20 protein-coding genes are annotated in these 26228 nt (G+C 39.6%); 2 read left to right on the plus strand and 18 right to left on the minus strand.

The genetic code is table 11. The features are described 5' to 3' along the window. Positions 1-5: 5 nt before the first annotated feature. From JG479_RS17810 to JG479_RS17845, 8 genes are all read right to left on the minus strand, one after another. Positions 6-629 (minus strand): DUF1788 domain-containing protein, encoded by a 624-nt coding sequence (locus JG479_RS17810; protein WP_200220631.1) that lies wholly within the window; start codon positions 627-629, stop codon positions 6-8. 1 nt (position 630) lies between these two features. Continuing rightward, the gene (locus tag JG479_RS17815) at positions 631-1221 is read right to left on the minus strand and encodes a DUF1819 family protein (protein WP_234047912.1); all 591 of its coding nucleotides are present in this window, start codon (positions 1219-1221) and stop codon (positions 631-633) included. Next, positions 1218-1415: a helix-turn-helix domain-containing protein gene (locus JG479_RS17820; protein ID WP_200220632.1), complete on the minus strand. Its 198-nt coding sequence runs from the start codon at positions 1413-1415 to the stop codon at positions 1218-1220. The genes JG479_RS17815 and JG479_RS17820 overlap by 4 nt, the downstream gene beginning before the upstream one ends. Positions 1416-1814: 399 nt before the next feature. Next, complete coding sequence (locus JG479_RS17825; RefSeq protein ID WP_200220633.1) at positions 1815-4070, minus strand: acyl-CoA dehydrogenase; 2256 nt, start codon at positions 4068-4070, stop codon at positions 1815-1817. 605 nt (positions 4071-4675) lie between these two features. Further along, entirely contained in the window at positions 4676-5704 is a 1029-nt protein-coding gene (locus JG479_RS17830) for a zinc-binding dehydrogenase (RefSeq protein ID WP_200220634.1), read from the minus strand. Between the two features lie 10 nt (positions 5705-5714). Next, positions 5715-7127, minus strand: a complete 1413-nt coding sequence (locus tag JG479_RS17835; protein WP_193226861.1) for a TolC family protein — start codon at positions 7125-7127, stop codon at positions 5715-5717. Then, the gene (locus JG479_RS17840; protein WP_002958688.1) at positions 7120-10272 is read right to left on the minus strand and encodes an efflux RND transporter permease subunit; all 3153 of its coding nucleotides are present in this window, start codon (positions 10270-10272) and stop codon (positions 7120-7122) included. Before JG479_RS17840 ends, JG479_RS17835 begins: the two co-directional genes overlap by 8 nt. A 9-nt stretch (positions 10273-10281) precedes the next feature. Further along, positions 10282-11451: an efflux RND transporter periplasmic adaptor subunit gene (locus tag JG479_RS17845; protein WP_002958689.1), complete on the minus strand. Its 1170-nt coding sequence runs from the start codon at positions 11449-11451 to the stop codon at positions 10282-10284. Positions 11452-11570: 119 nt separating this feature from the next. On the opposite strand from JG479_RS17845, the gene JG479_RS17850 reads away from it, so the two are divergent. After that, the gene (locus tag JG479_RS17850) at positions 11571-12509 is read left to right on the plus strand and encodes a LysR family transcriptional regulator (RefSeq protein WP_002958690.1); all 939 of its coding nucleotides are present in this window, start codon (positions 11571-11573) and stop codon (positions 12507-12509) included. A gap of 10 nt (positions 12510-12519) precedes the next feature. On the opposite strand, the gene JG479_RS17855 is transcribed toward JG479_RS17850, so the two are convergent. The 7 genes from JG479_RS17855 to JG479_RS17885 all read right to left on the minus strand — a co-directional run bounded on the left by JG479_RS17855 (position 12520) and on the right by JG479_RS17885 (position 20417). Next, positions 12520-13557: a GGDEF domain-containing protein gene (locus JG479_RS17855; RefSeq protein ID WP_002958691.1), complete on the minus strand. Its 1038-nt coding sequence runs from the start codon at positions 13555-13557 to the stop codon at positions 12520-12522. A 147-nt stretch (positions 13558-13704) separates the two neighbouring features. After that, complete coding sequence (gene moaA, locus JG479_RS17860; protein ID WP_200220635.1) at positions 13705-14676, minus strand: GTP 3',8-cyclase MoaA; 972 nt, start codon at positions 14674-14676, stop codon at positions 13705-13707. 185 nt (positions 14677-14861) lie between these two features. Then, the gene (locus tag JG479_RS17865) at positions 14862-17153 is read right to left on the minus strand and encodes a xanthine dehydrogenase family protein molybdopterin-binding subunit (protein ID WP_200220636.1); all 2292 of its coding nucleotides are present in this window, start codon (positions 17151-17153) and stop codon (positions 14862-14864) included. Positions 17154-17165: 12 nt separating this feature from the next. Beyond that, a complete protein-coding gene (locus JG479_RS17870) occupies positions 17166-17654 on the minus strand; it encodes a (2Fe-2S)-binding protein (RefSeq protein WP_007582016.1) in 489 nt (162 codons plus the stop codon). A 199-nt stretch (positions 17655-17853) separates the two neighbouring features. After that, positions 17854-18447 (minus strand): nucleotidyltransferase family protein, encoded by a 594-nt coding sequence (locus tag JG479_RS17875; protein WP_200220637.1) that lies wholly within the window; start codon positions 18445-18447, stop codon positions 17854-17856. Beyond that, positions 18441-19469 carry an XdhC family protein gene (locus JG479_RS17880; RefSeq protein ID WP_200220638.1) on the minus strand — a complete coding sequence of 343 codons (1029 nt, stop codon included), beginning with the start codon at positions 19467-19469 and terminating at the stop codon, positions 18441-18443. Before JG479_RS17880 ends, JG479_RS17875 begins: the two co-directional genes overlap by 7 nt. 84 nt (positions 19470-19553) lie before the next feature. Further along, entirely contained in the window at positions 19554-20417 is an 864-nt protein-coding gene (locus JG479_RS17885; RefSeq protein WP_039488498.1) for a DUF6279 family lipoprotein, read from the minus strand. Between the two features lie 782 nt (positions 20418-21199). Here JG479_RS17885 and JG479_RS17890 point away from each other — a divergent pair. Further along, on the plus strand, positions 21200-21925 hold the full coding sequence (locus JG479_RS17890) for a tetratricopeptide repeat protein (RefSeq protein ID WP_149603627.1): 726 nt from the start codon (positions 21200-21202) through the stop codon (positions 21923-21925). 136 nt (positions 21926-22061) lie between these two features. Here JG479_RS17890 and JG479_RS17895 read toward each other — a convergent pair whose 3' ends face one another. The 3 genes from JG479_RS17895 to JG479_RS17905 form a co-directional block, all read right to left on the minus strand. Next, positions 22062-23456 (minus strand): coniferyl aldehyde dehydrogenase, encoded by a 1395-nt coding sequence (locus tag JG479_RS17895; protein ID WP_442793223.1) that lies wholly within the window; start codon positions 23454-23456, stop codon positions 22062-22064. Positions 23457-23670: 214 nt separating this feature from the next. Beyond that, positions 23671-25146 carry an SLC13 family permease gene (locus JG479_RS17900; RefSeq protein WP_149603626.1) on the minus strand — a complete coding sequence of 492 codons (1476 nt, stop codon included), beginning with the start codon at positions 25144-25146 and terminating at the stop codon, positions 23671-23673. Positions 25147-25155: 9 nt separating this feature from the next. Next, positions 25156-26112 carry a porin gene (locus tag JG479_RS17905; RefSeq protein WP_138490398.1) on the minus strand — a complete coding sequence of 319 codons (957 nt, stop codon included), beginning with the start codon at positions 26110-26112 and terminating at the stop codon, positions 25156-25158. Positions 26113-26228: the final 116 nt, after the last annotated feature.

A 26228-nucleotide genomic window follows, 5' to 3' on the forward strand; every position in this document is an offset into this window, starting at 1 on the left:
ATTCCTTATATAGCGCGATCTAAAATATTAAAAGCTCTGTAATATTTATCGTCTTCTAAAGTTCCAAATAAAACTAAAGAAGTCCCTTTTTCAACTGAGTGCTTATATTGTCCGGGGTAAAACATTATTGTTGGCTTTTCTTTAGCTTTAATTTGTAGATTTTCAAGGAGGTTGCTTGATCTAATATACGGATAAACCTCGCCAACCCCTGTGATAATTAAAATATCAAAAGTATTCTCAGACATTTTTTTTACAACGGCGGGAATAAGAATCGTTTTAGTGTCAATAATACCTTGAATTTCTTCTTTAAATTCCTGCTTAGATATAGAGGCTTCATTTTCTAATAGCCATTCCCAATCACCTTCTTCTTTACATAGCTCTATAACTAGGTCATATAAATTGACTTCCAACACTTTAACTTGGGCATCGATTAGATAGTTTGTTATTTGCTTTATTAGCAAATTAATATCATTTTGAAGTGACGGTTCGAAGGGGCAAATATGAAAAGGTATATCCCCGTTCAACCCTTCCATGTTTCGAAATGGCTCGCTAGCAAGAACATCAGTCAAATGCGTGTACGCATCACGGAAATTAGCCTTGGTTAGGACACTATTAAACTTTCCAGCCATATTAACTATACTCCCCCGGAAAAATAGCAAGATCATCAGCATTATTTTGCTTTATAAGCTCTCGAAGTTTGGGAGATATATTTTGATGTAAAATTTCTTTTTCTTTAGTAATTAAACCGCACTCAACTAGCATTTTGAACATAATTTGCTGGGCTTTATACCTGGATTGTTCAGTGACTTTATCAAGATTAGAATGCCACTCAGCTTTTGCATTTAAAAAAGCAATATAGTCTTCTGTGAATAGTTGAAAACGACTCTTGTTAAAATATTCTGATAAGACTTCAATCGCAAACTGATACGTAAATAAATATTGGCGGCAAATAGATAACCAAACTAAATGCTTAACGTCAACGTCAGACTTAGTCATTAACACTAACTCATCGTCTGTTAAGTTCATAAGTCGTTTGGACACTTCACCATATATTGTTTTTAAGGTACTTTCTGTTCTAGCTTGTAAAAGGTTGTTACTTAGTACTTCTTCACGAACCTGAATCCAATCCTTAAATTTATTATATTCCTCTGCAATAATTAAATTCTCGTGGATCATTGCTGGCCTAAGTGTAAGAGACATCTTCTTTTTAATACTACTCATATACTGCCACCATCAGATGATTCAGAAGCATTTCCACTCCTTATCCAATCATCAACTTCATTCGCTTTAAATTTCCAAAACCTACCGACCCTGTGCGCAGGTAAACCTTTTTTCTCTCGCCATGCATATACGGTGTCTTTACTTACACCAAGGTGATTTGCTATTTCTTCAACGGATAGCCATCTTTCGGTCATATTAAAACCATATTAGTAGTCAATATATTACTAAGGCTAATATGCCATATTACTCAGGTAGTGTACATCTGATTTGATGTGATTTGGTAGGGTTGACGGGGGGAAGGAACGCTTTCGTGTATACTTTAAACAAATAAGTCAATTAAACTTTAAGCTCCAATTATAATGTAGATTAAAGCTATTAATTCTAATTTTTTAAATAACTTTTAGTGCGACTAACAAAGTAAAATACTAAATTTATTAGCTGACACAAAAAAAAGAGCCTTTCGGCTCTTTTTTACACTGTCAGCATTTCATCACAAACTTAATTAAAATCACAAACTTTATTAAGCTAACACAAACTTAATTCCATACTGACAACTGCGGGCGCTTTGCATCATTGAATTTAATTACTTTAACTTACTGATTAACTACGCTTTTAAGCGGGTTAATTGGCTGTGCGTTATCATCTAGTAGGTTCATATCAAAATCGAACTCATCTACACGAATCGCCTTTTCACGTTTGATGTTGTAATCAATTAACTGAACGTGCTCAGCTTGCGTGATTACATTTGCCGCTAATGCGTTATCAAGTGTAATGTTAAAACGTGCACCTGGCTTAATTACTTTAGCACGTAATGCTTTTTTAACTTTAGCCAGCTCGCCAAGTGATGCCATTTTAGCTTTGTAAGCTTGCTCATTAATATGATGGCCATCGCCCACTACTGGTTTAACTAAATGCGTGATTTGCGCTTTAAATGCGGTATCTAGCTGAGCTTGCTTAGCTAGTTCGCGGATTAAATCGTCGCTAATTTTTGGCATTTTAGTTGAGTAGTTCATTGTAATGAAACGGATAAACTTACGTGTACCGCTTGCAGGGAAGTTATCTAAAAACTTATGCAATGCTTCTTCAGCACTTTGTAGTGCAAAACGAGTCGCGTAATGGAAATACGGCGCTGCTTGCTCACGGTCACTACTTGATACTTTTTGCTCGTAGTATTTAATTGATGCCATAGCTGCATATAAGAAGCTCATTACATCGCCTAAACGTGCCGATAGCATTTCTGCTTGTTTTAACTTACCGCCAAGTACAAGTAACGAAAAGTCTGCGTACACTGCAAGTTTTGCAGATAGTTTATGTACTGCTTTTTCGTAGTCACGTACTTCTGGTAAATCAGAGTTTGCACTTGCTGTAAATGGTAAAACACCTAAGCGCAAAGCACGTAAGCTGTTTGCTGTGCTGTAGCCGATTGTTTTACGCAAAATGCCGTTAAATTCTTTATCTGCGCCTTTGTCTTCACTGTGAATTGACTCAACCATAGATTGTAAATATGGGTGACAACGCATAACACCTTGACCAAAGATCATTAGGTTACGTGTAAGAATGTTCGCGCCTTCTACCGTAATGGCAATCGGCTGTGCAACATAACCGCTTGCTAATGTATTTTGTGGACCATTTTGAATCGCTTTACCTGCTTGAATATCCATTGCTGAATCAAGTACGTCGCGACCAAGCTCTGTCATATGGTATTTAGCGATTGCGGTTACTACTGATGGTTTTAAACCCATGCCTAAGCCTTCAGTTGTAAGTACGCGCATTGCTTCTTGTAGGTATGTTTTACCTGCAATGTCAGCTAGTTTTTCTTGAATACCTTCAAACTGGCCAATGGCTAAACCAAACTGTTCACGCACTGCTGCGTATTCAGATGCTGATTTAAATGCAACTTGTGCTGTACTAACACCTAGCGCAGGTAATGAAATACCACGGCCAGCACCTAAACAGCTAACCAGCATTTGCCAACCACGGCCGATGTTTTTCTGTCCACCAATAACAAAATCCATTGGTACAAATACTTTGTTACCACGTGTAGTACCGTTGTAAAAACGAATACCCATTGGGTCGTGGCGATTACCAAGCTCAACACCTGGGTGCTCTTTTGGAATAAGTGCACAGGTAATACCTAAGCTTTCTTTACCACCTAGCAGACCATCAGGGTCAACTACTTTAAATGCTAAACCAAGTACGGTAGCAATAGGTGCAAGCGTAATGTAGCGCTTGTCCCAGGTAATTTCTAAACCAAGGACTTCTTCGCCGTTGTACATACCTTTAGTTACTTTACCAACATCAGGAATACCACCTGCATCAGAACCCGCTTCAGGGCTTGTTAATGCAAAACATGGAATGTCTGTACCATTTGCTAGGCGTGGTAAGTAATGTGCTTGTTGTTCTTGCGTACCAAAGTGAAGTAATAACTCACCTGGGCCTAACGAGTTAGGAACCATTACGGTTACCGCAACTGCTGAGCTTTTAGTCGCAATTGTGCCAACAATGGTAGAGTTTGCATAAGGGCTAAACTCTAAACCACCAAACGACTTAGGAATGATAAGCGAGAAAAAACGCTCTTTTTTCAAAAATTCTAAGATGTCATTTGGTAAATGAATGCCGTTTTGAATCACTGAATCGTCAATCATGCCCAGTAGTTCTTTTACTGGACCGTCTAAGAATGCTTGCTCGTCTGCGCTTAATGTAGCAGCAGGTACGTCGCGAAGTGCACTGAAATCAGGTTTACCTTGGTAGATAGAACCTTCAAGCCATACATCACCCGCGTCTAGCGCTTCTTGTTCTGTGATAGAAATACTTGGTAATACTTTTTTTAGTTTTGTACGTAAACTCATGATTGAACTCATCCGACCAGCTAAATAATAACTACATTACGTCATAAAAAATCGTTTAGATCAATTACTCTATTCAATTAATTAACAGTTTTTTCAATTTATTTTCTTTACCTGAACGTAAACTGTTGAAACACAAAGGCTTACAGTTGTACGCTGAAAAAAAGTATTTTGACTAAAATGATGAATAAAACAGCAAAAGCTCTAGGGTCTGTTGATCTTTGCGGATTAAAATTTGTTCAAACTAGGGGCTATTTAATCGCGGCGCGAGGTTTGTAACCTAGTGGGCTAAGTAAAAACCGAGCAACAAAGAGTAAATAGCCCCTAGGAAGAACCCCTTGGGCAGCGCCTGTTTGGCATTAATGCTACGTTATCGCCCATTTATGGGGAATAACCACACTACATAGGCTCTGCCTTACCTAAATACCAAACAGACTGCTGCAAATTCAACCTTGAAAGATCAACAGACCCTAGCGCTGTATCTACTTTTTGATGGGCATAAAAAAACGCAGCACAAATAGGCTACGTTTTTATTCAATTTGTAGAGGCTACATTATCAGTTAATCTAGCTAAAACTACCTAAATTTAAATCAAATTGTATAAGCGCTTCACTTAGCAACTTTAACAATTTGCTTGCCGGTAAAACCACCAGCAAGTTGTTTATTAAGCGCTTGCGATACTGACTCAGCACTAAAATCTACGGGCGTTATTTCTGGGTGTTTAATGTCCCCACTAACAGCTCCTTCAAGTAACAGGTTGCCCATAAAGCTCAAGCGTTGTTGTGCACATAAACTATTAGCAAGCCATGCACCACCAATTGATACAACGCTAATATTTGGCGCTCGGTGATACATTAAGTCTTGATCAAAACAAGGGAGTGGATTTAAGCAGGCAATACGTCCGCAAAAACGCATTAACTCAATATTACGCTGAGTACACTCACCACCTATCGTATCAATAACCGCATCAAAGCCTTGCGGACCAAGTTCTCTGCGGATTTTTTCGCATAGCTTTTTATCGCTATAGTCAAAAATCACATCAGCGCCTAGCTGCTTAACCAATTTATGGTTACGCTTTGATGCCGTGGTAAATACATCTGCACCACGCTGTTTTGCATATTGAATAGCAAACTGCCCTACCGCTCCGGCTCCGCCTTCAATAAAAATAGTATCGCCTTCACTAATGCCTATTTTATCTAAGCTGATAAGTGCTGCCATACCGGCGCATGGAAGTGTTGCTGCAATGGCCGGATTTAAACCGCTTGGCACAACCGACACTGCAAAGTTAGGTACTTTGGTGTATTCGCTCAAAGCACCTTGCTCACCAATGTTGGCATGCCACATAACCCGCTCGCCAACATTTGGAAACACACCTTTATTAGCTTTAACCACAACACCTACAGCATCTAAGCCTAAAATGTGTGGATACTGCCACTTACAAAAGCCTGTTTTAGCAAATTGACCATCAACTGGATTTAAACCAACGTACTCTACTTTTACAAGCAGCTCGTTATCTGCACAGTCTGGAACAGGCAGCTCAGCATCCGCTAAGTTAATTGCTTCATTTGGTTCTGGCAGTACAATAGCGCGCATTGTTTGCGGGATAATGTATTCATGTAAATTTTCAGTATTTGGCATCAATATAACTCTACTTATTAGTGTCGTTTAACGCATAACTCCATTGGCCATTAAATGACTGGTAAGCATTTACTTTGGCAAGCAGTGAAGAAATTGTTGTTTCAACAGCATTTTCTTGTGCTATTAAAACATCCTGACGCGCATCTAACAACTCAAGGTAAGGAATTTGACCTTCTTCATACATTGCTTGGGCTTGTAAAAATGCTTTATTAGCAAAGTCATAGCGCTCATCGGCAAAGCGTTTTTGCTGTGCTTGATTGACCAACAATTGCAGTGAAAGTTCACTTTCACTTAGTGCAGTTAATACCACTTGTTGATAATCGCTGTATGCGGCTTCACTTAAAAACTGCTGCGCGTCGCGCTGTGCTAATAATGCTGGGTAGCTTAATAACGACCATTGTAACTGCGGCGCTACTTGCCACTGCTGATCGGTATTTTTTAAGCCTGTGCTGTCTATACTCACAACCCCTGCAAATGCAGATAAGCTAATATCTGGTAATAACGCTTTGCTAGCTGCAACACTTAAACTATTTGCTTGGCTAAAGTCAAACAGTGCACGGCTAATATCAGGACGTAAGGCAATGGCATTATTAGCATTTTTTAGTGCAACGCTAAAGTCACGTTCAAGCACGCTTTGCTCGTTTTCAATAGCAATATTTTGCGCTAGCTTACCGCTTAGTACTGCAAGAGCAGATAAATCGCTGTATTTTGCATACTCAATGGCAGGCATTAGTGCTTGTTGCTGCCTAAGCTGCGCCATCGTACGGTTTAAATCAAGCTCGTTTGCAACACCTTCGTCAACACGGGCTTGAAGAACGTCAATACTTTGCTCAAGCGCTTCAATTTGAAGTGCTACAATGTGTTGTTTTTCAACATTACCTTGATAACTTACAAAGCCTTTAACAACTGACGAAACTACTTCAATTTGCAGTAAACGTACTTGCTCTGCTTGGCTCATGGCCGATGCATTTGCAGCATCAACCAACGCTGTTATGCGACCAAATAAATCTAGCTGCCAATCAAGTGCAACGTTTGCACTTGATTGACGGTCATAAACGCTTGGTGCATCGCTTCGAGCTGCGCCAACATTTACGCCACCTTGCGGAAGGTACTGGGCTTTTTGCTCTCCTAATCGCGCTAATGCACTTTTAAGTGTTAGCTGGCTTGTTTGCAAATTATAGTTATTTGCAAGCGCACCAGTAACAAGCTCATTTAGTTGATCAGAATTAAGCTTTTTCCACCAGTTTGTTTCATCAGCAACGCTGACGTTACTCGCAATATTAGCTTTAGCAACAAATTCGTTAACAGCTTTTTGCTCGCTCATGGTGTCTATTTTACTCGCGCACCCGGCTAAAAACGCAGCGACTAATACTGCACTGACAGTTAGACTTGTTTTAAGTCTTTTTTGCATTAATTTAGTCATGGGTATTCTCCTGCGCTTTCTCTTTTTTGTTAGTCACTAACATATAAAATACCGGCGTGAATAATAGACCAAACACGGTTACACCTATCATGCCTGAGAATACGGCGTTACCCATTGCGTGTCGCATTTCGGCGCCCGCACCGGTGGCAAGTACTAACGGTACAACACCTGCTGTAAATGCAATCGACGTCATTAATATTGGACGCAATCGCATACGACATGCCTCAAGTATTGCCTCTAAGTGCGATAAGCCTGAGTCGTGTCTATCTTTTGCAAACTCAACCATCAATATCGCATTTTTAGAAGCCAACGCGACCAGAACTATGAGCGCTATTTGGGTGAATATGTTGTTGTCAGAGCCAACAAACCACACGCCCAACAAGGCTGAGAAAATAGTCATTGGTACAATTAATATAATTGCCAGTGGTAAACGTAAGCTCTCGTACTGCGCTGCAAGTACCATAAATACAAGTAATACAACTAACGGGAATACATAAACCATGGTGTTACCGGCAAGTACTTGTTGGTACGTTACTTCAGTCCACTCATACTCAATACCTGTTGGTAGTGTGTCTGCGAGTACTTTTTCAATAGCAACTTGTGCTTGATCAGAACTATAACCTGGCGCTGGGCTACCATTTAACTCTGCACTTGGGTAACCGTTGTAATGCATAACACGGTCAGGACCAATTGTTGGTGTTACTGTTAATACAGAGCCTAATGGCACCATATTACCTGAGCGATTACGTACTTTTAAATTAAGTATTTGATCAGGGTCTAAGCGGTAGTCAGCATCAGCCTGTGCATTTACTTGGTACGTACGGCCAAACATATTAAAGTCATTTACGTACACAGAGCCTAAGTAAATTTGCAGTGCATTAAATACTTCATCAAGTGGAATACCTTGAATAAGCGCTTGTTCGCGGTCAATATCAATATCCATTTGTGGAACCTGGATACGGAAACTTGAGTAAAGGCCCATTAATGCAGGGTCTTGTTGCGCTTTACCAATAACGGCTTGCAGGCTATTAAATAGTGCTTCAAACCCTTTATTAGCTCTGTCTTCTATTTGCAGTTTAAAACCACCTGTAGTGCCCAAACCTTGAATTGGCGGCGGTGGAAATACCGCTACAAATGCCTCATCAATGGCAGCAAAACGTTTATTCAACTGCGCCGCTATCGCCATCGCTGATTGGCTTGGATCGGTACGTTTGTCAAAGCTTTCAAGTGGTGTAAATACAATGCCGCTGTTAGGGCTGTTTGTAAAACCGTTCACTGATAAGCCAGGAAAAGCAACAGTATGTGCAACGCCTGGGACTTCTAATGCAATTTGCTGCATTTGAGCAAGTACATCTTCAGTACGATCAAGGCTTGATGCGTCAGGTAACTGCGCAATAGCCACTAAATACTGTTTGTCTTGCTGTGGAATAAAGCCACCTGGTACGGTATCAAATAACTTAATTGTGCCGCCAACAAGTGCAATATAAGCCACCATTACAACAACGGTCATACGGATTAGTTTTTGTACCAGTTTTTCGTAACCTTTAGCACCACGATTAAATACGCGGTTAAACGGTTTAAACAACCAACGACCAAACAATTTATTAAGTAAACGCGTGAAGGCATCTGGTTTTGCATCGTGCGATTTTAATAACAATGCAGCAAGCGCAGGCGATAACGTTAATGAGTTAAACGCTGAGATTATCGTCGAAATTGTAATTGTAAGTGCAAATTGCTTATAAAATTGACCTGATAAACCGGTAATAAACGCAGTAGGAATAAATACAGCACTTAGTACTAGCGCAATGGCAATAATAGGGCCTGTTACTTCGCTCATTGCAACGCGGGTTGCTTCAAGTGGCGATAAGCCTTTTTCAATATTACGCTCTACGTTTTCAACAACTACAATCGCATCATCTACAACAATACCTATGGCCAATACTAAACCAAACAACGACAAGGTATTAATTGAGACACCTAACCACTGCATTACGGCAAACGTACCAATGAGTGAAATAGGCACAGCAATTAGCGGAATAATTGATGCTCGCCACGTTTGTAAAAATACAATAACAACAATAACTACCAGTACAATTGCTTCAAGCAAAGTGGCAATTACCGCGTCAATTGAGCCGCGAACAAATACCGTAGGGTCGTACACAATGTCGTATTCAACACCAGTAGGGAAATCTTTAGATAAGCGCGCCATTGTTTCGCGTACTTGATCAGAAAGCTCAATAGCGTTTGAACCTGGACGTTGGAATATTGGCATTGCAAGAGCTGGTTGGTTATCAAGCTCTGCACGCAGTGCGTAAGTGTCTTGACCTAGATCAACACGGGCTATATCAGATAAACGCGTTAACTGACCTTCGTCGCCTACTTTAATAATAACTTGTTCAAATTCTTCAATACTGTTTAAACGACCTTTAACGTTTAACAATATTTGAAATTGACTGTCGTTTGAAATTGGTTGCGCACCTAAGCTACCTGCGGCAACTTGCTGGTTTTGCGAGCGAAGTGCTGTTACTACATCTGTTGCTGTTAATTCGCGTGCAGCAAGTGCATCTGGGTTTAGCCATACTCGCATTGAGTATTTGCCTGCACCAAACATGCGAATATCACCTACGCCTGGTAAGCGCGCAATTTCATCTTTAATGTTTAAATCAGCATAGTTAGATAAGTAAGCTGTGTCGTGCGTTTTTTCAGGTGAGTATAAATGCACTACCATGGTTAAATCGGGTGATGACTTTTCAGCCACAACACCTAAACGCTGTACTTCTTCTGGCAAACGCGGAAGTGCACTGTTTACACGGTTTTGTACTTGTACTTGAGCACGGTCTAAATCGGTACCTAACGCAAAAGTTACCGTTAATGTCATACGGCCATCACTAGTACCTTGCGAAAACATATATAACATGTTTTCAGTGCCGTTAATTTCTTGCTCCAGCGGTGTTGCTACTGTTTGCGCAATAACGGTAGGGTTAGCACCTGGGTAGTTGGCGGTAACAACAACTGTTGGAGGAACTACTTCTGGGTATTCACTTACTGGTAATTGGAATAGTGATATGCCACCAGCAATTAAAATAACCAACGACAGCATAGCCGCAAATATTGGGCGCTGTATAAAGAAATGCGAAAATTTCATCAATAAACCTTATTGCTTAGCCACAAGTTGTGCGTTGTCGTTTGACAATGTAAATGCCACACCGCTTGTATCAATTGTTACTGTTTGCGGAGAGATTGGCATACCAGGACCTACGCGAGCAGGACCATTTACAGCAATTACATCACCTTCGTTAAGGCCTGAAGTAACCGCACGTAATGCACCGTAACGTTCACCAATAGTAATTAGTTTGTATTCAAGTACGTTGTTTTCGCCAACGGTTAATACAAAACGATTTTTTAAGTCAGTACCAATTGCACGTTCTGGGATAATAATAGCGTCGCTAATAGAATTGGCTGCAAGCTTGATACGTGCAAACGAGCCTGCGCGTAATTGGTTGTTGTCTTCATTAAATACCGCACGTACACGTAATGTGCCCGTTGATGAATTAATTTGGTTATCAATAAAGTTAATGTAGCCTTTGTATGCAAAATCACTTTGACCGACTTTTTGCATTACAACAGTTTGATGGCTCGCAGCAGTAACATCATTAAAGGAGCTATTCCATGTGCGCTCATCAACATCAAAATAAGCGTACATAGCTTGGTTTGAAACAATCGATGTTAATACGCTTTGACCCGCAAGTACGTTATTACCTTTAGTAATATTTGCACGAGAAATAATGCCGTCAATTGGTGATACTACTGACGTAAACTCTAAATCAAGTTCTGCTGAGGTAAGTTGTGCTTGCAGTGCAGAAAGCTGTGCTTCGCGTTGGCGCAGTGTTGAAGTACGCGCTTGTGCTTGCTCTGTAGAGATTGCCTTACGGTCTAATAAGCGTACCGCACGTTTGTCTTCACTTTTAGCTTGTTCAAGTGCGGCTTCTGCACTTTTAATTTGCGCTTTTAAGCTTGCAACAACCGCTGCAAATGGGCGAGCATCTAATTGAAATAAAACATCGCCTTGCTTAACCACGTCGCCTTCTTTAAATTCAATGCTATCGATGATTCCTGATACACGCGGCATTAAAGCAACTTCTTGTGGAGACTCTAAACGAGTTGTATATGTGTGCCAGCTCTGTACCGGCTTAACAAGCACCTGTGCTACATCAATTGGTTGAAGTTGCTGTGCAGGTGCTGATTGAGCTGTGCTCTCATCAGCACAACCCGCAAGTGTTAAAGATGCCGCAGTAAGTGCAGCAGCAATTAGATGTTTGTTCATGAAGACGCTCCATTGTTAATTAGCCTCGCATAATACGGATTAAACCCGTGTGTAAAAACCATAGATTTTTAAATTCATTAATGCCAAAATGGCATCAATAGATTAGTTAAGGTGTAATAATGGATACAACAAGTCGACTTTTAATGTTACTTGAAGTAGTTGAGCAAGGCTCTTTTGCTAAAGCTGCAGAAATACGCAACATAGATCGCTCTGTTATATCTAAACAAATTAGCCGTTTAGAGGATGAGTTAGGCGTTAGGTTACTTAACCGTACTACCCGTTCATTTTCGCTCACTGCGGCAGGCGCCGAAATGATCAAAAAAGCCGCAGAGCTTAGAGAGCTGCTCGGCGAAACCGTGCGCATGGCTGAAAACTACCATTTAGAGCCGCGCGGCGTTTTAAAAATCACTTCATCAACACTTATTGGTCGTCGTTATTTACAACCTGTACTTAATGATTTTCAAAAACGCTTTCCGCAAGTAGAAGTTGAACTGCGTTTAGACGATAGATTAGTAGACATAGTCTCTGAAGGATTTGATTTGGCTTTTCGTGTAGGAGAGCCTAAAGACTCGTCACTTATTGCACGTAAAATAGCGCGTAATCGATTATTAATTTTAGCTGCGCCACAGTTTATTGAAACTTATGGTATGCCAAAAACAATGGAAGAGTTAGCGAAATTACCAGCAGCAAGCTATGCCAGTAACTCTATTCGAGTAGAAGCAATTGATTATTACGATAGTAAAGGTGAGCGCTGCGAGCAAAAAATAAAAAGTGTGTTTCGTGCTAATGATGCCGAGTCATTGTTAATGAAAACATTATCGGGTACAACTTACTTTGTCGCCCCTGCATTCATTATTGGTGATGAAATAATACAAGGTAAGTTAGTGCCTTTATTGACCGATGTAAAACTGATGGAATTTAGCGCGATGTATGCCGTATATCCGCATCGAGATTTACCAGTAAGAACCCGATTATTTTTTGATGCTGTACGCGAGCATTTAGGAAAAGATAAACCGATTTGGGAAAACGGCATCCCTAACTTTGAACAAATGTACTAAGTAGCACGACTTACGCAACGACTGCCTGGTAATCATTTTCTTTTTTAAACTTACAATACACTTTATTGCGACCAAATTGCTTTGCTTTGTATAACTGTTTATCAGCTTGGTTTACAAAGCTTTCCAATGAATTGGTACTTTTAAATTTTGCGACACCAATACTGGTTGTAACATTGATTGCAAGGCCGTCAATGTCAAATGTGGTACTTTCAAAACGCGCCCTTATTTGTTCGGCGGTTTTCAGCGCGGCCTCATCATTTTCAAAAGAGCTAAATAAAGCAAACTCTTCACCGCCGACTCTAAATACATACCCTCTAGCGAGTATAACTCTTAGTAAAGTTGCTACTTCAATAAGCACTTGGTCACCCACACCATGGCCATATTCATCATTTACTTGTTTAAAAAAATCTAAATCAAGTAAGAATAAATATAACTGTGATTTATCTTGTAGTTCTACTTCAAAGTAGTGGTTCATTGAAAGGCGATTGCCTGCACCCGTTAGTGGGTCAAGTAACGCTAAATTTTTAAGTCGCCTTGAAAAGTGTGAACGACTCCCTTCAAAAACGTGAGAAATCGCCCAAATACTTAAATAAGCACAGAGTAGATTAAGGGATAAGTTAAAAGTCTCAAAAGGGGCAAGAGTAGACTGACTACCTAAAATAAACACTTGGATCACTAATAAATTTGCAGAGAAAATTACACCATATTGTTTACCCAATAGTAGGTAGTACAAAATAGGTAATGCAAACGACCATACATACACACCGTTACGAGGCGACGCCAAAGATGTACCCAAAATAACGATGAATGTGATAAGTGCGCACATTACAACGGATTGCCAAAACTGTAATGGGCGGCGTATAAGTGTAATGTAAGTAAATATACAATAAATGGAAAAACAGATTTCGATATAGCCAAGCAATGGAAAGTTATTTACGGTTAAATTAAATCCCGCAAATCCAACCGATAAAACACCAAAGCAAAGGCACATCCCTCTTAGAACGTCCTTTCTTAATGATTTAGTGCTATTAAGGGCTGCGATATCCATTCTAATCACTTAATAAAAATAAAAAGTAAGTTTAACGTGAAAATACAATTTAACAAGCTTTGTTGCTCTAAAACCATGTAAACACACCCTTTTATTGGTGATTTAGGGACACGTTTGATGTTTTTGTTTACAAATTAGCTCTAAAAATTAACCACCTAACATAGATAAATTAGTGGTGATGCCCGTATTACCTTGATGCAAAAGATGAGTTGGCTTTTTAGTTTTAATATAGCGAGATAACAATGCCATTAATTCACTATGCGAACTGTCGTTCATATATTCTCTTAGCGAAATACCCTCTTCAGAAAACAAACACAAGTGCAGATTTCCTTTTGCTGTAACCCTTAGTCGATTACAGGTACTACAAAAATCATTGCTGTAAGGCATTATTAAACCAATTCTGCCTTGATAATCAGGGTGGGCAAACTCTTGAGCAGGACCTGCTGATGCACTACGCGCAACTTGCTGCCAACCCGTTTGTAATAGCTGAGTTTTTAAAACTTGCCCAGATACATGGTTAGCATCAAAAAAGGCTTTGTTGTCGTTTGTTTGCATCAATTCTATAAAGCGGATGGTGACGGGGCGGTGTTTAACCCAATTTAAAAATGTATCAAACTCTTTTGCGTTGTATTGCTTCATCAGCACGCTGTTTATTTTTACCGAATCAATACCCGTTTCAAGCGCAGTATCAATACCTTTCATTACTGAGGTAAATTTGTCATGCCCAGTAATGGTGTTAAACATGCGCGAATCTAAACTATCAATGCTTACATTAATGGCGTTTAAGCCTGCATCTACCCAGTCATGAATATTCTTATGAAGAGAAAAACCATTGGTAGTCATTGCAATTTTTTTTATGCCCGCAACATCTTTTGCCGCGCGAACAACATCTATAAAGTCTTTTCTAAGGGTTGGCTCTCCGCCAGTGATCCTTACTTTTTCAATACCATGGTGTGCAAACGCTTTAAGCGTATTGCTAATTTCATCAATTGTGAGGAAGCCACGGTCGGGACCGCCCTGATAACCATCTGGTAAACAATAAACACACTTGAAATTACATACATCAGTAATAGACAAACGTAAGTAACTAAACTCTCGCCCTGTTGGGTCGATTAGCATAAATAAACCTTAACTAATATCAACACGTAATAACAACCTAATACCAATTTGCACTAATACTTAATCGTTTAATTAAGCAAACTGGTATAAACAACGCTACCTATTGATACATAAATAATAATTACATAAATATATTTAATAACTTAAAGGGGCAGCCTAAAGCATACCCCTTTAATTATTTTGTTTTACGCTTCTAAGCCTTTTTTAAGTTCGCTTGGCTTCATTGGTAGGTCACGTAAACGCACGCCTACAGCATTAAACACTGCATTACCAATAGCAGGAGCAACCCCTATCACGCCAGGCTCACCTAAACCAACTGGAAACTCATCGCTTTGTAAAAACTCGATGTCCATATCTGGCACATCTTGCATTCTTAGCGGTAAATAAGTATTAAAGTTAGTCGCAGATACTTGCCCATCTTTATACGTATTTGATTCATGCAATGCAAGGCTGCTGCCCCATAGTAACGACCCTTCAATTTGCGCCAGTGCGCCATCTGGGTGAACTATTAAGCCCGCATCTACAACAACATAAAGCTTTTTAAGCGTTATTTTACCACTATCACGGTTAACGTGAACATGCGCTGCGGTTGCAAGCCATGCTGGCATGGTACGTTCTTGCCCTGAGCTTACAGAAAAACCAATGCCCTCATCTTTAGCTAATTTTACAGAAGCTACTTTGTCAGACACCGTTTTAAGCACATTACGTAAGCGCAGTGCTCCGCCAACGCTCTCAGGTGCTTTACCCGCTTGCTTGCCTTTACCATCTAACATTTCAATTCTAAATTGAACAGGATCTTTGCCTTGCTTATGGGCAATTTCATCAATAAACGACTCAAGACTCCATGCAATCCAACCTGGCCCTACTGAACGTAACCAACCTGGATTAAAGGTGCTTTGTGCAACTTCGTTATTAATAGCGCGAGCACGATGACTGCTCATGCTGTACCAATGATCAGCGCCCGATGCCGAAAATGCATCAAATTTACCTTTGCCATCAACACCCGGTGATAAAAACCCTGGTGCCATAGCTTTAGTAGGCCAACCAGCGGCAAATGCATGTTCCATTCCTGTGAAGGTACCATTTTTATCAAACGACGCCGTCATTTTTGCAGCAGATGCAGAGCGAGACTGATCAAATAAACTATCATCTGCCCGTGTAAATACCAGTTTTACTGGTTTACCTACTACTTTTGCAGTTAGAGCCGCAGGTACAGTCCAATCACCAAATAATCGACGACCAAAACCACCACCTAAATAATAAGGACGAATAATTACTTTGTTTTGTTCTATATCGAGTGCTTTAGCAAGCGCTGGTAACGTAAGTGACTGCCATTGGTTACCTGTATGAATAATCCAATTTCCGTCTTTAAACTCTGCAACCGCGTTTAATGGCTCTAGCTGATAATGGCTCGCTGTCGCTGTGGTATACATTGATTCTAACGACTCACTAGCGTTTGCTTGGGTTTTCTTTATATCGCCTTCATCAACAAACAAAGTACCCGAGTCGCGTTGCTCGCATAATCGCTTACCTTCTTTTTGAATATCAGCTTCAGATATATTTGCCGACTCACCCTTTTTGTAACTCACCTTTAAAGCATCTACTGCTTTAATGGCACTTGGGTAACTATCAGCTAATACAACAACCCAGCCTTGCACTGTGTTACTAGGGTCATTTAAAATTTCATAGCCTTTGTAACCTTTAATTGCTTTTGCTGCACTATCGTCAACGTTTGTTACTGTGCTGCCATAACGAGTTGGTGGAATAACTGGACGCGCGTACAGCATGCCTTCGACTTCTACATCTATCCCATATACTGCTGTACCATTTGTTTTGGCTGGTATATCAAGCGCTTTAAAGTCTTGTTTAAGCCCAGTTAAATGACGTTTATTAGCAGGTTTTAGTGGAAGGTTTGCAACTTCATCACTGGTAAATGTACGATTAAACTCGCCTTTTTTAACTATGTCTGCGTAACTAACCGATTTTTCGCCTGCAATAATATAGCCCTTTTCAGCACGACATTTATCTGCAGGCACACCGAGCATTTTAGCTCCGGCTTCTATTAATGCAATTCGACCCGCAGCGCCGGCTTGAGATAATGGCTTGAAGCTTTGAAATACAGACCACGAACCACCCGTTACCATAAAGCCCCATTTTTCATGAGTATCTACGTAGGTAATTGATACTTTATCCCAATCACATTCAAGCTCATCAGCCACAATACGCGCAAGAGCAGTACCGATATGTTGACCCATTTCAGCTTTAGCAATACTCACTTCTACGGCGCCGTCGGTGCTCATAGTCCACCAAATAGTGGGTGAAAAAGCCTGTTGCGCAATTGATTCTTTTGCACTGAGCGAACCCGAAAATAACGCAGGGGCAAACGCCATGACTAAGCCTGCGCTAGCAGTGCCAATCATAAACGAGCGACGATTTAAATTAACGGTTTCGCTATTTTTTTGAAATAATTTTTTCATTATCGGCTCCAGTTAAGCGTCTTGTGCATTTGGATCAAATATATTTACTACACTTTGTGACTCATCTGCAGCGCGTTGAATAGCAGTTTTAATACGTTTATAAGCCATACAGCGACAGTAGTTACCATTCATATGGCTTACTATTTCTTCATCTGAAGGACTTGGATTAGCTGCCAGTAATGTAGCAGCTTGCATTATTTGCCCCGACTGACAGTAACCGCACTGTGGTACTTGCTCTTCAACCCATGCTTTTTGAAGTGGGTGTTCGTTATTAAGCCCTTCAATTGTGGTAATGTTTTTTCCTGCAATTGCGCCAATTGGTAAAACACATGAGCGAGTTGCTTGCCCATCTAAATGCACCGTACACGCACCACACATTGCAATACCGCAACCAAACTTCGTACCTTTTAATCCAATTTCATCACGAATAACCCATAACAATGGTGTATCTTCACTTGCGTGTGATTCAACCACCTTGCCATTAATTGTAAACGTCACCATAGCTTGCCCCTTGATTAAGCTTTATAACCTGCGTTTAAATTGTTTAATTTAAACTCAGGTTATAACAGTTAAGATTGTTGTAACTACTAATCCATAACACATATAGTTACCGCATCAGCTACATTAACAGCTAAATACCATAACCACTGCACTAAAGCGTTAGCGCAGCTAAAACTTATTTTGCCCTACTAATACTTTTTCACTCATTTTTAGCTATAAAATTACTTAGCTGCTTTTGAGTATCTATATCTACACTCGCACTACTTAAACTAATTGTATTGACGACCTCACTGTTGGAACGCAGTAATTGCTGCGCACCTCTATCTGAAGTTAAGCTTGCAAGCTGAGATAAATCAACCGCTGGGAATATAGCGGGTACACCTAAACGCTCGCCATAGTTTGCGCACCAGCGCGATGGGTTACGTTTAAAACCAGTAACTAGCTCACTTAAGTGCGCTACTTTTAGCTCAACCTGATCCGCGAGCATAAATAAAATCCCATCAAAGGACTTATTTTTAAACACTGTTTGAGAAGCTATCGCGATTGAATTACCTAAGCCTTGGCTCCATTGCTTGTTCTCAATCAGCTCTATGTTTTTATAACCTGCCAGTGCTTGTACTACTTCTTTATGCCATGCCCCGGTAACTACATACACCGGCGTGTCATCAAGTGCTTGCAGTGTATTTACAGCATGCTCAATCATTGTTTTGCCAAAGCCAATATCAGCTGTTAATTTACAGCCGTTAAAGCGAGATGATTGCCCTGCGGCTAAAACAACTTTTGCAATTAGCACGGCTCTTGCCCCCAATGACTTAGTGATTGGGCATCTTTATCACACAGCACTGCATGTATTTCGCTGATCAGCGATAGTGCAATACTCTCTGGCGAGTCGCCCCCTAAATTTAAACCGACAGGCCCAAAAACAGGAGACTTAATTTGTGAAACACGCGTATTTGCGTGCTCTAAAACTTGTTTACGTCTGTGCTTAGGACCCAATAGCCCTATATATTTAAACGGAACATCTTTAAATTGAGCCAATGTACTGGCGTCAAGTTCAACGCTGTGAGCCATTAAAATAGCCGCATCAACTTTATGGGTTATGCAATATTCTTTTAACTCACTCGGTGTGATGCGCAAAATAGCATCTGCATTTTTAAAATATTGTCTTTTTGCATTAGCCGCGCGTGTATCCCATACCGTTACACTCCAACCAAGTTGTTTGGCAAATGTATAAACCGGAACTGCATCTGCGCCACCCCCTACTATTAATAGATGGGGCGGTGGATAAATAGAGGTTTGCAAACACGTAGCGCCTTGTAATTCTACCAACTGCGCTTTGCGGTTCATTGATAAACCATGCAACTCATCATTTTGCGTAAATACACCACTACCGGCTGGCAGAATGGGGCTTACTTGTTGAAGATACCGCCCTGGTTTATTCTCATTAAGTGCTTTAGATACAAGCTCTAACTGTAAATAGTCATTAGCCTTATGAATAGGCTGCAGTAAAATATGTACTATACCTCCACAACCAATGCCAAGTTGAAATGTTAAATCGTCTTCATCGGTGGCATCATAACTAATGGTTTTACTGCTTAAAGTACTCATTACTTGTTTAGCATGGCGCTGTATGTCAGCTTCTAAACAGCCACCCGAAAGCATCCCTAAGCGCTCGCCTAAGCTCGAAATAAGCATCATAGCACCTAGCTTTCTGTAGCTAGAGCCTTCAATTTTGTACAAAGTAGCTAAAACCCATTCTTGGTTGTCCCTGTTGGGATACCAAGTGTTTAAGATACTTTTCAAATCTGTAACCATATATTGCCCTTTAAAAAGCATTTTTGCGTTTAAAAACAAATCAGCCTAAACAGCTAATTTAAAACTTAATAATTCACGCACAATTTAGTTTTCTATTATATCGTTTAAGGTCTCAATTAACTCATCAAATTGATCATTAACGCTTTGGCGTTGTTTATCATTTAAGGTTGAGTTTAATTCGTAGAGTAAATTTATATATAAATCTAAGTTTGCTTCATTGGTTTTCAATAGTGCGTCGCTCATATATAGTTCGCGCTCTTTAATAACTGTACTCAACTGATTTATAAATTCTTTTTTTGTAATTTCAGCATTTGTAAATACCTGTTTGGCCGCATTCAAACGGGTTTGCTTGTACTCTAACCACAGCGCTCCTGAGTCTTGATGTTGCTCATTAGTTGATTTAATCAGCGCTTTTTGTTGTTTATTAAGTTTGCCTATCCACTGCTCGTAGTATTCAAATTGCTCTTCCAAACGCTCACTTTTTCGCTCAAGCGGGGTTTGTTCGTTAAACTCTTCACGTTCGTCGTTAATTTTTATTTGAATATTGTTTAAAAGTTCTTCTCTTTGCTCACTTGATAAGGTTGCCCCAAGCTCAGCTAAAGGCATGTGCGCGTATTCAAGTAGGTTTTGCCAATGCTTTTTAGCAAAAACCACCTGCTCTTTTAACTGATCAATGCTTAGTGTGTTGTTAAAAAGTGCCTTAATATTTTGAATGTCTTGTTTGTAGGCTGGTAGCTGCGTACTTCTATGCCACGCTTGGGTCGTGTTAATAATCTGTTTGAGCTGCTTATTTTGTGTTTTATTTAAATCAATATAATCATCTACCCAAAATGACGAAAGCCAGCTCAAGTTGTTATAAGTGAATGAGGCTGAACAGCTACACAAAAATACCATGCTGATAGCAAAGCATGCATTTATCACTTTTTTAGCTTTAAGATTATTAAGCATCACTTTCCTTATTTTAAATTTTATAATCATGAAAATCTTATTTGATAATAATTATCATTTAAGCATTGACTTGCGCGCTAATCTAACTAATAATCATTATCAGAAACAAAGTGTACCGACCTCAGTGCCTATGGAAGGATATTCAGCAAGGATGCTGACACATTAAAAGAAGAACGTGCCGCTTCGTGGTATTACTTACTCGACCCAAGTAATAACACCAAATATCACATTTACTTGCTACATTACTCATATTAGTGACGGTTAATATGACTCAAAAAAGCCCTAACGGGCTTTTTTTATATCTTTAAATTTTCTATAAAATCTGTATCTTACACTTCTTAAACTCATTTACTTACCTTGAAAGTCCACCGCGGTGTTATTTACATTTTATACGCACGATCTTATAAGGTACCGCCTTGCGTTTACACTAAAGCTGGCGTAAAACATAACAGTAGACACCCTTTTTTGCATCTATTTATAGTAACCGATTTAGTCTTTACATAAATGTATTGGGTATTAAACGTTTATAATGTGCAAATAGTGCAAAAATTTAATAAATTAGCATTTAACTATGGCCTGTTGACCTTTTAGGATTAAAATTTGTTCTATCTAGGCGTTATTTAATCGCCGCGCGAAGTTTGTAACTTAGTAAGCTCATTAAAAAACCGAGCAGCAAAGAACAAACCGCCTCAAGCGCGAGCCTAAATAGCAGTGGGTGTTTAACCTAAAAAATGTACTGGCCCTAAAATCTATCGAAACTATTACTAATTGGAGACATTAATATGTCACAGTTTAATTTAAAAGCACTCATTCTTGCTGGCGTTTTACTTGCCAGCCCTTTCGCTCATGCAACATTAGAAGATGGCATAAGAGCAGCTAACGAAGGTGAATTTGCAGTCGCCCTAAAAGAATTCCAATACCTAGCAGACAAAGGTTTTGCGCCAGGAATTTACGAACTAGCCAAATTATACGAAGGTGGATACGGTGTAACACGCGATTACCGCAAAGCAGCTGCACTTTATCAACAAGGCGTTAAAAAGAACCATGCTGATTCGATGTTTGCTCTAGCTGTTTTATACGACGAAGGTAAAGGCGTTAAACTTGATCATCAAATGGCAATTACCTTATTTGAAAAAGCAGCTAAGAAGAATTTACCTGCGGCTCAATTTAATTTGGGCGTAATGTACGCTAATGGCGTGGGTGTTACACGAGACTATGAAGCGGCACGTAACTGGTACGAAAAAGCAGCTGCAAACAATTACTCTTTAGCGCAATTTAATTTAGCCCTCATGTATTTTGAAGGACTAGGTATGCCAAAAGATTTAGAAAAGTCATATATTTGGAATACTATCGCTGAGTACAACGGTAATATGCAAGCGAGTCATAGCCGTAAACTTGATGAGCGTAAAATGCTGCCTAAAGAAATTGAAGAAGCTAAAGAAAAAGCCGATGCCATTTATGCAAAAATACAAGTGGGTACCTATGCTGGCGAAGGTCGCTTATTTTAAAGTCTTATTTTAGAGTTTAAGACCGTAGCTTTAAACTAATCTAAAAAAGGCTGAATTACATAATGTAATTCAGCCTTTTTAATATATCTTGATTAGCAAGTTAACACTTATTCAACTTTACCAAATCAGCACCCTATTATTTTATGTAAAGCCACTTTAGAAGCTTAATAATAAGTTTGCTTTGTTTTAGTAGCATAACAATGCGAGGATTAAACGAGCCCGATACTAACGTATTTTTAGCATGGCTAAACGTTAAAAACCCTTCTATACCATGATAATGCCCCATTCCTGAATGCCCTACACCACCAAAGGGAGCATCATCAGCAGTTACTTGCACTAAGGTGTCGTTTATTGCCACAGTGCCACTGATTGTTTGCTTCATAATGTATTCTTGAGCGTGCTTATCTTGGCCTAAAATATAAAGCGCTAATGGGTGGTGATGAGCTTTAATATAGTCAATTGCGCTGTCGAGCTTTTCATAACTCATTATTGGTAGTATTGGACCAAATAACTCATCTTGCATAAGCTGCATTTCGTCAGTTACTTGAGTTACTAAATGCAGCCCCATACGGTGCTTTTCTTCGTCTTGCTGGTTTTGCTCAAGTGGCTTAATAATGTTTGCACCCAGTTCTTGGGCTTGCTCTAAGTAGGTTGCCAAACGTTTATAATGCGCATCGCTAATGATAGAAGTTAAGTTTTTACCTTCAACACCGTCTTTAAAATGCTTTTTATACAACTCGCATAATTGCTGAATAAGCTGATGCTCAAGCTCTTTGGGTACAAATACGTAGTCGGGTGCAACGCATATTTGCCCTGCGTTGGCCATTTTGCCAAACAGTAAGGCTTGTGCCGCTTTTTTAATATCGGCATTTTGCGTAATAATAACTGGCGATTTACCACCGAGTTCAAGCGTTACCGGCGTTAAGTTACGACTCGCTGACGCCATTACTAATTTACCTACGTTCGTAGAACCCGTAAATAATAAATGAGCAAATGGCAGTGATGAAAACTGTGCTGCAACATCACTCGCCCCTAGTATTATTTTACAATGAGCTTGCAGATCATCTTTAAAGATTTTTTCGATAACGGCGTTTGTATGAGGTGTGAATTCGCTTAATTTAAGCATCACTCTATTACCGGCAGCTATGGCGGTAAGCACAGGTACTAACGCTAACTGAATGGGGTAATTCCACGGTGCAATAATACCTACCACACCTTTGGGCTGATAATTAACACTTACTTTTGAAGGCCACAAGCTTAAACCCACAGTGCGATTACTTGGCTTTGCCCATTTTGGCAGTTTTTTAATAATGTGCGCGAGTGTTTGCACTGTAGGCAATATATCGCCAAGTAAAGTATCGAAAGCGGTTCTGTAACCAAAGTCTTTTGAAGCAGCATCTACTAGCTCTTGCTCAAGTTCAACAATACGTACACGGAGTTTTTTCAATAAAACGAGACGTTTATCAATTGGCAAGTAAGGCGTTTCGAGAAAGCTTTTTTGCAATTCATCAAACTGGGGAATTAAAGGCATTGCCTGTGATGTCTCAGTGCTCAAAATAGGTTACTCAATTTTTAAAGTTATTAACGACTATAACCTTGTTCTGTTTTTCGAGCAATAACACTAATTATCTAAAAAAGAGCTTTTTAAGTAATATATATAAGCATAAAGAGTAGCTTTGTTTAAAATTGTAAGTATAAACAAAACTACTCTGACATAGGTTGGTTGGAACTAATTTAGTACAGCTTTAAAAACCAAATACTTGGGCTGCAATCGTCATTGTAACCAGCGTAATTAATACAATAGCCACAATGTTTAGCACAAAGCCGGCTCTTATCATGTCGCGCATTTGAATTTGCCCTGAGCCAAACACAATAGCGTTTGGTGGTGTCGCTACCGGCATCATAAACGCACAACTACACGCTATAGCTGCAGGAATAACCCAAACCAATGGTGAGCCTGTTATAGACTCTGCAACGGGCCCTAACAAAGGAAGAAAGCCAGCTGCAGTTGCTGTATTGCTTGTGATCTCAGTTAAAAACGTAATTAATGCCACAACAACAAGTACACTCATAACAAGTGGAATAGTGCTAGCGCCTTCAATTAGGTGAGCAATAAATTCAGCAAGCCCTGATGACTTAATTTGAGATGCAAGTGTAAGCCCGCCACCAAATAATAATAAAACGCCCCACGGCACTTTAGCTGCGCTTTCCCAATCAAGGATACGCTCATCTTTGCCTTTATTCGCTGGCATTACAAACAACAGCAATGCCGCTGCAATTGCAATAGTAGTATCTGAAATATTAAGACCTGTTATGTCACCTAATAAAGGTCTAAATATCCAACACAGTGCTGCTAAAACAAACACAAATAACACGCCTTTTTCGGCGCGCTGCATTATACCTAGGTTTTTTAACTGTGTTGAAAACACCGCTTTTGTATCAATTTTTTGATCGTTTTTAACATTAGCATCTACTTTATACGCAAATTTAGTAAGCCAAACCCAGCTAATAATTAGCATACCTAAAGACAGAGGTACGCCTACAATCATCCATTGCGCAAAGCCAATTTCTATTTGGTAACTATCTGACAAGTAAGCAGCCATTAAAGCATTAGGCGGAGTACCGATTAAGGTAGCAATACCACCAATACTTGCACCATAAGCGATTGATAACAGTAAAGCCTTACCAAAACCTTCATTACTCGGGTCTGACTGCTTAACTAAATTAGTAATTGAAAGCGCAATAGGCAGCATCATTACAGCTGTTGCGGTATTAGACATCCACATCGACAAAAATGCGGTTACCAGCATCATTGCTAAAATTTGCAAGCTTGGCTTTTTACCCGCATATAACATGGTGCTTAGCGCAATACGTTTATGTAACCCCCAACGCTCCATAGCAATAGAAATTAAAAAACCACCTAAAAATAAAAATATTAGCGGGTGCGCATACGGGGCAGCCACGCTTTTAATTGCTGCTATATCAGCCAGGGGGGAAATTACCAGAGGGAGCAAAGCAGTTGCTGGAATTGGTACTACTTCGCTCACCCACCACGATGCCATCCAAAATGCTAAACCTGCGGTTTTAAATGCCGCTACAGACATACCCGTTGGTGGATCGAGTAAACATGTCATTAGCATTACTACAGGGCCTAGTATCAAAAAAAGCCATTGGAAATTTCTTTTCTTATCTGGTTTTTGCGTGAGTATATTATCTGTCATGGCAGGCCTCTAAAATTTGTATTTAAGACCAAGCGCAACACTGCTGTCGTCTTGTTCTTCTAAATTAAGGTCGGTGTATAAAAGGTAAGCAGTTGTTTGCTTATCAAATACATAGTCAAGGCCCGTAGTCCATTGTGTTGCCTCAGAAGTTTGACGAAGTAAAGAGTCATCTTTAGCAAACTGTAATTTAGGTACCCATTTATCAAGCGTATAGCTTGCACTTAACACATAACCGTTACCTGATTTTATACCATCTGTTGATTCAGAATGCTGGTATAGTGCACCAAGCTGTAATTGTTCAAATTTATAGGCTGCTGCTATTCGGCTCGCATTAATATTATTAAGAGAATCAACATGGCTTAATGATAAGTAATATGAGGTGTTTTTTAAGCTACGATCACCATAAATAAAGGTTGCTGCAAATCCAGCTTCGTTATCTTTGTTGTCGTCTTTTGGAGCATAAGTAAACGAAAATTGCGTATTATGCCAATAATTAGAAGTGTATGTTAGCGTATCACCAAGTCTATCTTGTCCTGCAATAACTTGAGCTATGTCACCTTGGGTTTCATTAAAGTTATCAACTTTGCCTTCAGAGTATTTAAAGCGAGTATCATTTCTTCCCACTACAAGCTCGCCAAATTGACCTTTTAAACCAAGGTATGTATTCCTTGCACTAAATGGCTCTTCGGTGTCATCTTGCTCAAAACCTTTTACTTGCACTTCGTATTTAAAAACAACGTTTAAATATTCATTTAATTTGTGTTGCCCTTGAATGCCTATACGCGAAAATGGCGCTTCAATCTGCGTGCCTTCTTCTGCGTAACGCATAATACCCGTATCTGTATTAGCAATTTGCACTTCGGCTTTACCATAAACATCATATTCAGTAGCGCAAGCCGTGTACGAGTAAAAAGCAAAGCTACTTATTGAGGTGAGTAAAATAGTAGAGTGTGTAAACTTTATCATTATGTGTCCTAATTATTAGAATCTACTTGTTGTCAGACCTAATAAGGCAACTTTACTGCCAATGGTAAAATACTTCTATATTTCAGATAGTTAATGGGTGTTGCGTATAAAAAAGA

Source organism: Pseudoalteromonas sp. LC2018020214 (genome assembly GCF_016598755.1).
GTDB classification, from domain to species: Bacteria; Pseudomonadota; Gammaproteobacteria; order Enterobacterales; family Alteromonadaceae; genus Pseudoalteromonas; species Pseudoalteromonas distincta.

Coding starts and splice junctions, on each gene's coding strand:
- JG479_RS17905 (WP_138490398.1), bottom strand. CDS start 26,112: ATGATAAAGTTTACACACTCTACTATTTTACTCACCTCAATAAGTAGC.
- JG479_RS17865 (WP_200220636.1), bottom strand. CDS start 17,153: ATGAAAAAATTATTTCAAAAAAATAGCGAAACCGTTAATTTAAATCGT.
- JG479_RS17890 (WP_149603627.1), top strand. CDS start 21,200: ATGTCACAGTTTAATTTAAAAGCACTCATTCTTGCTGGCGTTTTACTT.
- JG479_RS17880 (WP_200220638.1), bottom strand. CDS start 19,469: ATGGTTACAGATTTGAAAAGTATCTTAAACACTTGGTATCCCAACAGG.
- JG479_RS17810 (WP_200220631.1), bottom strand. CDS start 629: ATGGCTGGAAAGTTTAATAGTGTCCTAACCAAGGCTAATTTCCGTGAT.
- JG479_RS17870 (WP_007582016.1), bottom strand. CDS start 17,654: ATGGTGACGTTTACAATTAATGGCAAGGTGGTTGAATCACACGCAAGT.
- JG479_RS17815 (WP_234047912.1), bottom strand. CDS start 1,221: ATGAGTAGTATTAAAAAGAAGATGTCTCTTACACTTAGGCCAGCAATG.
- moaA (WP_200220635.1), bottom strand. CDS start 14,676: ATGCTAATCGACCCAACAGGGCGAGAGTTTAGTTACTTACGTTTGTCT.
- JG479_RS17825 (WP_200220633.1), bottom strand. CDS start 4,070: ATGAGTTTACGTACAAAACTAAAAAAAGTATTACCAAGTATTTCTATC.
- JG479_RS17885 (WP_039488498.1), bottom strand. CDS start 20,417: ATGCTTAATAATCTTAAAGCTAAAAAAGTGATAAATGCATGCTTTGCT.
- JG479_RS17840 (WP_002958688.1), bottom strand. CDS start 10,272: ATGAAATTTTCGCATTTCTTTATACAGCGCCCAATATTTGCGGCTATG.
- JG479_RS17835 (WP_193226861.1), bottom strand. CDS start 7,127: ATGACTAAATTAATGCAAAAAAGACTTAAAACAAGTCTAACTGTCAGT.
- JG479_RS17900 (WP_149603626.1), bottom strand. CDS start 25,146: ATGACAGATAATATACTCACGCAAAAACCAGATAAGAAAAGAAATTTC.
- JG479_RS17855 (WP_002958691.1), bottom strand. CDS start 13,557: ATGGATATCGCAGCCCTTAATAGCACTAAATCATTAAGAAAGGACGTT.
- JG479_RS17830 (WP_200220634.1), bottom strand. CDS start 5,704: ATGCCAAATACTGAAAATTTACATGAATACATTATCCCGCAAACAATG.
- JG479_RS17850 (WP_002958690.1), top strand. CDS start 11,571: ATGGATACAACAAGTCGACTTTTAATGTTACTTGAAGTAGTTGAGCAA.
- JG479_RS17820 (WP_200220632.1), bottom strand. CDS start 1,415: ATGACCGAAAGATGGCTATCCGTTGAAGAAATAGCAAATCACCTTGGT.
- JG479_RS17845 (WP_002958689.1), bottom strand. CDS start 11,451: ATGAACAAACATCTAATTGCTGCTGCACTTACTGCGGCATCTTTAACA.
- JG479_RS17895 (WP_442793223.1), bottom strand. CDS start 23,456: ATGCCTTTAATTCCCCAGTTTGATGAATTGCAAAAAAGCTTTCTCGAA.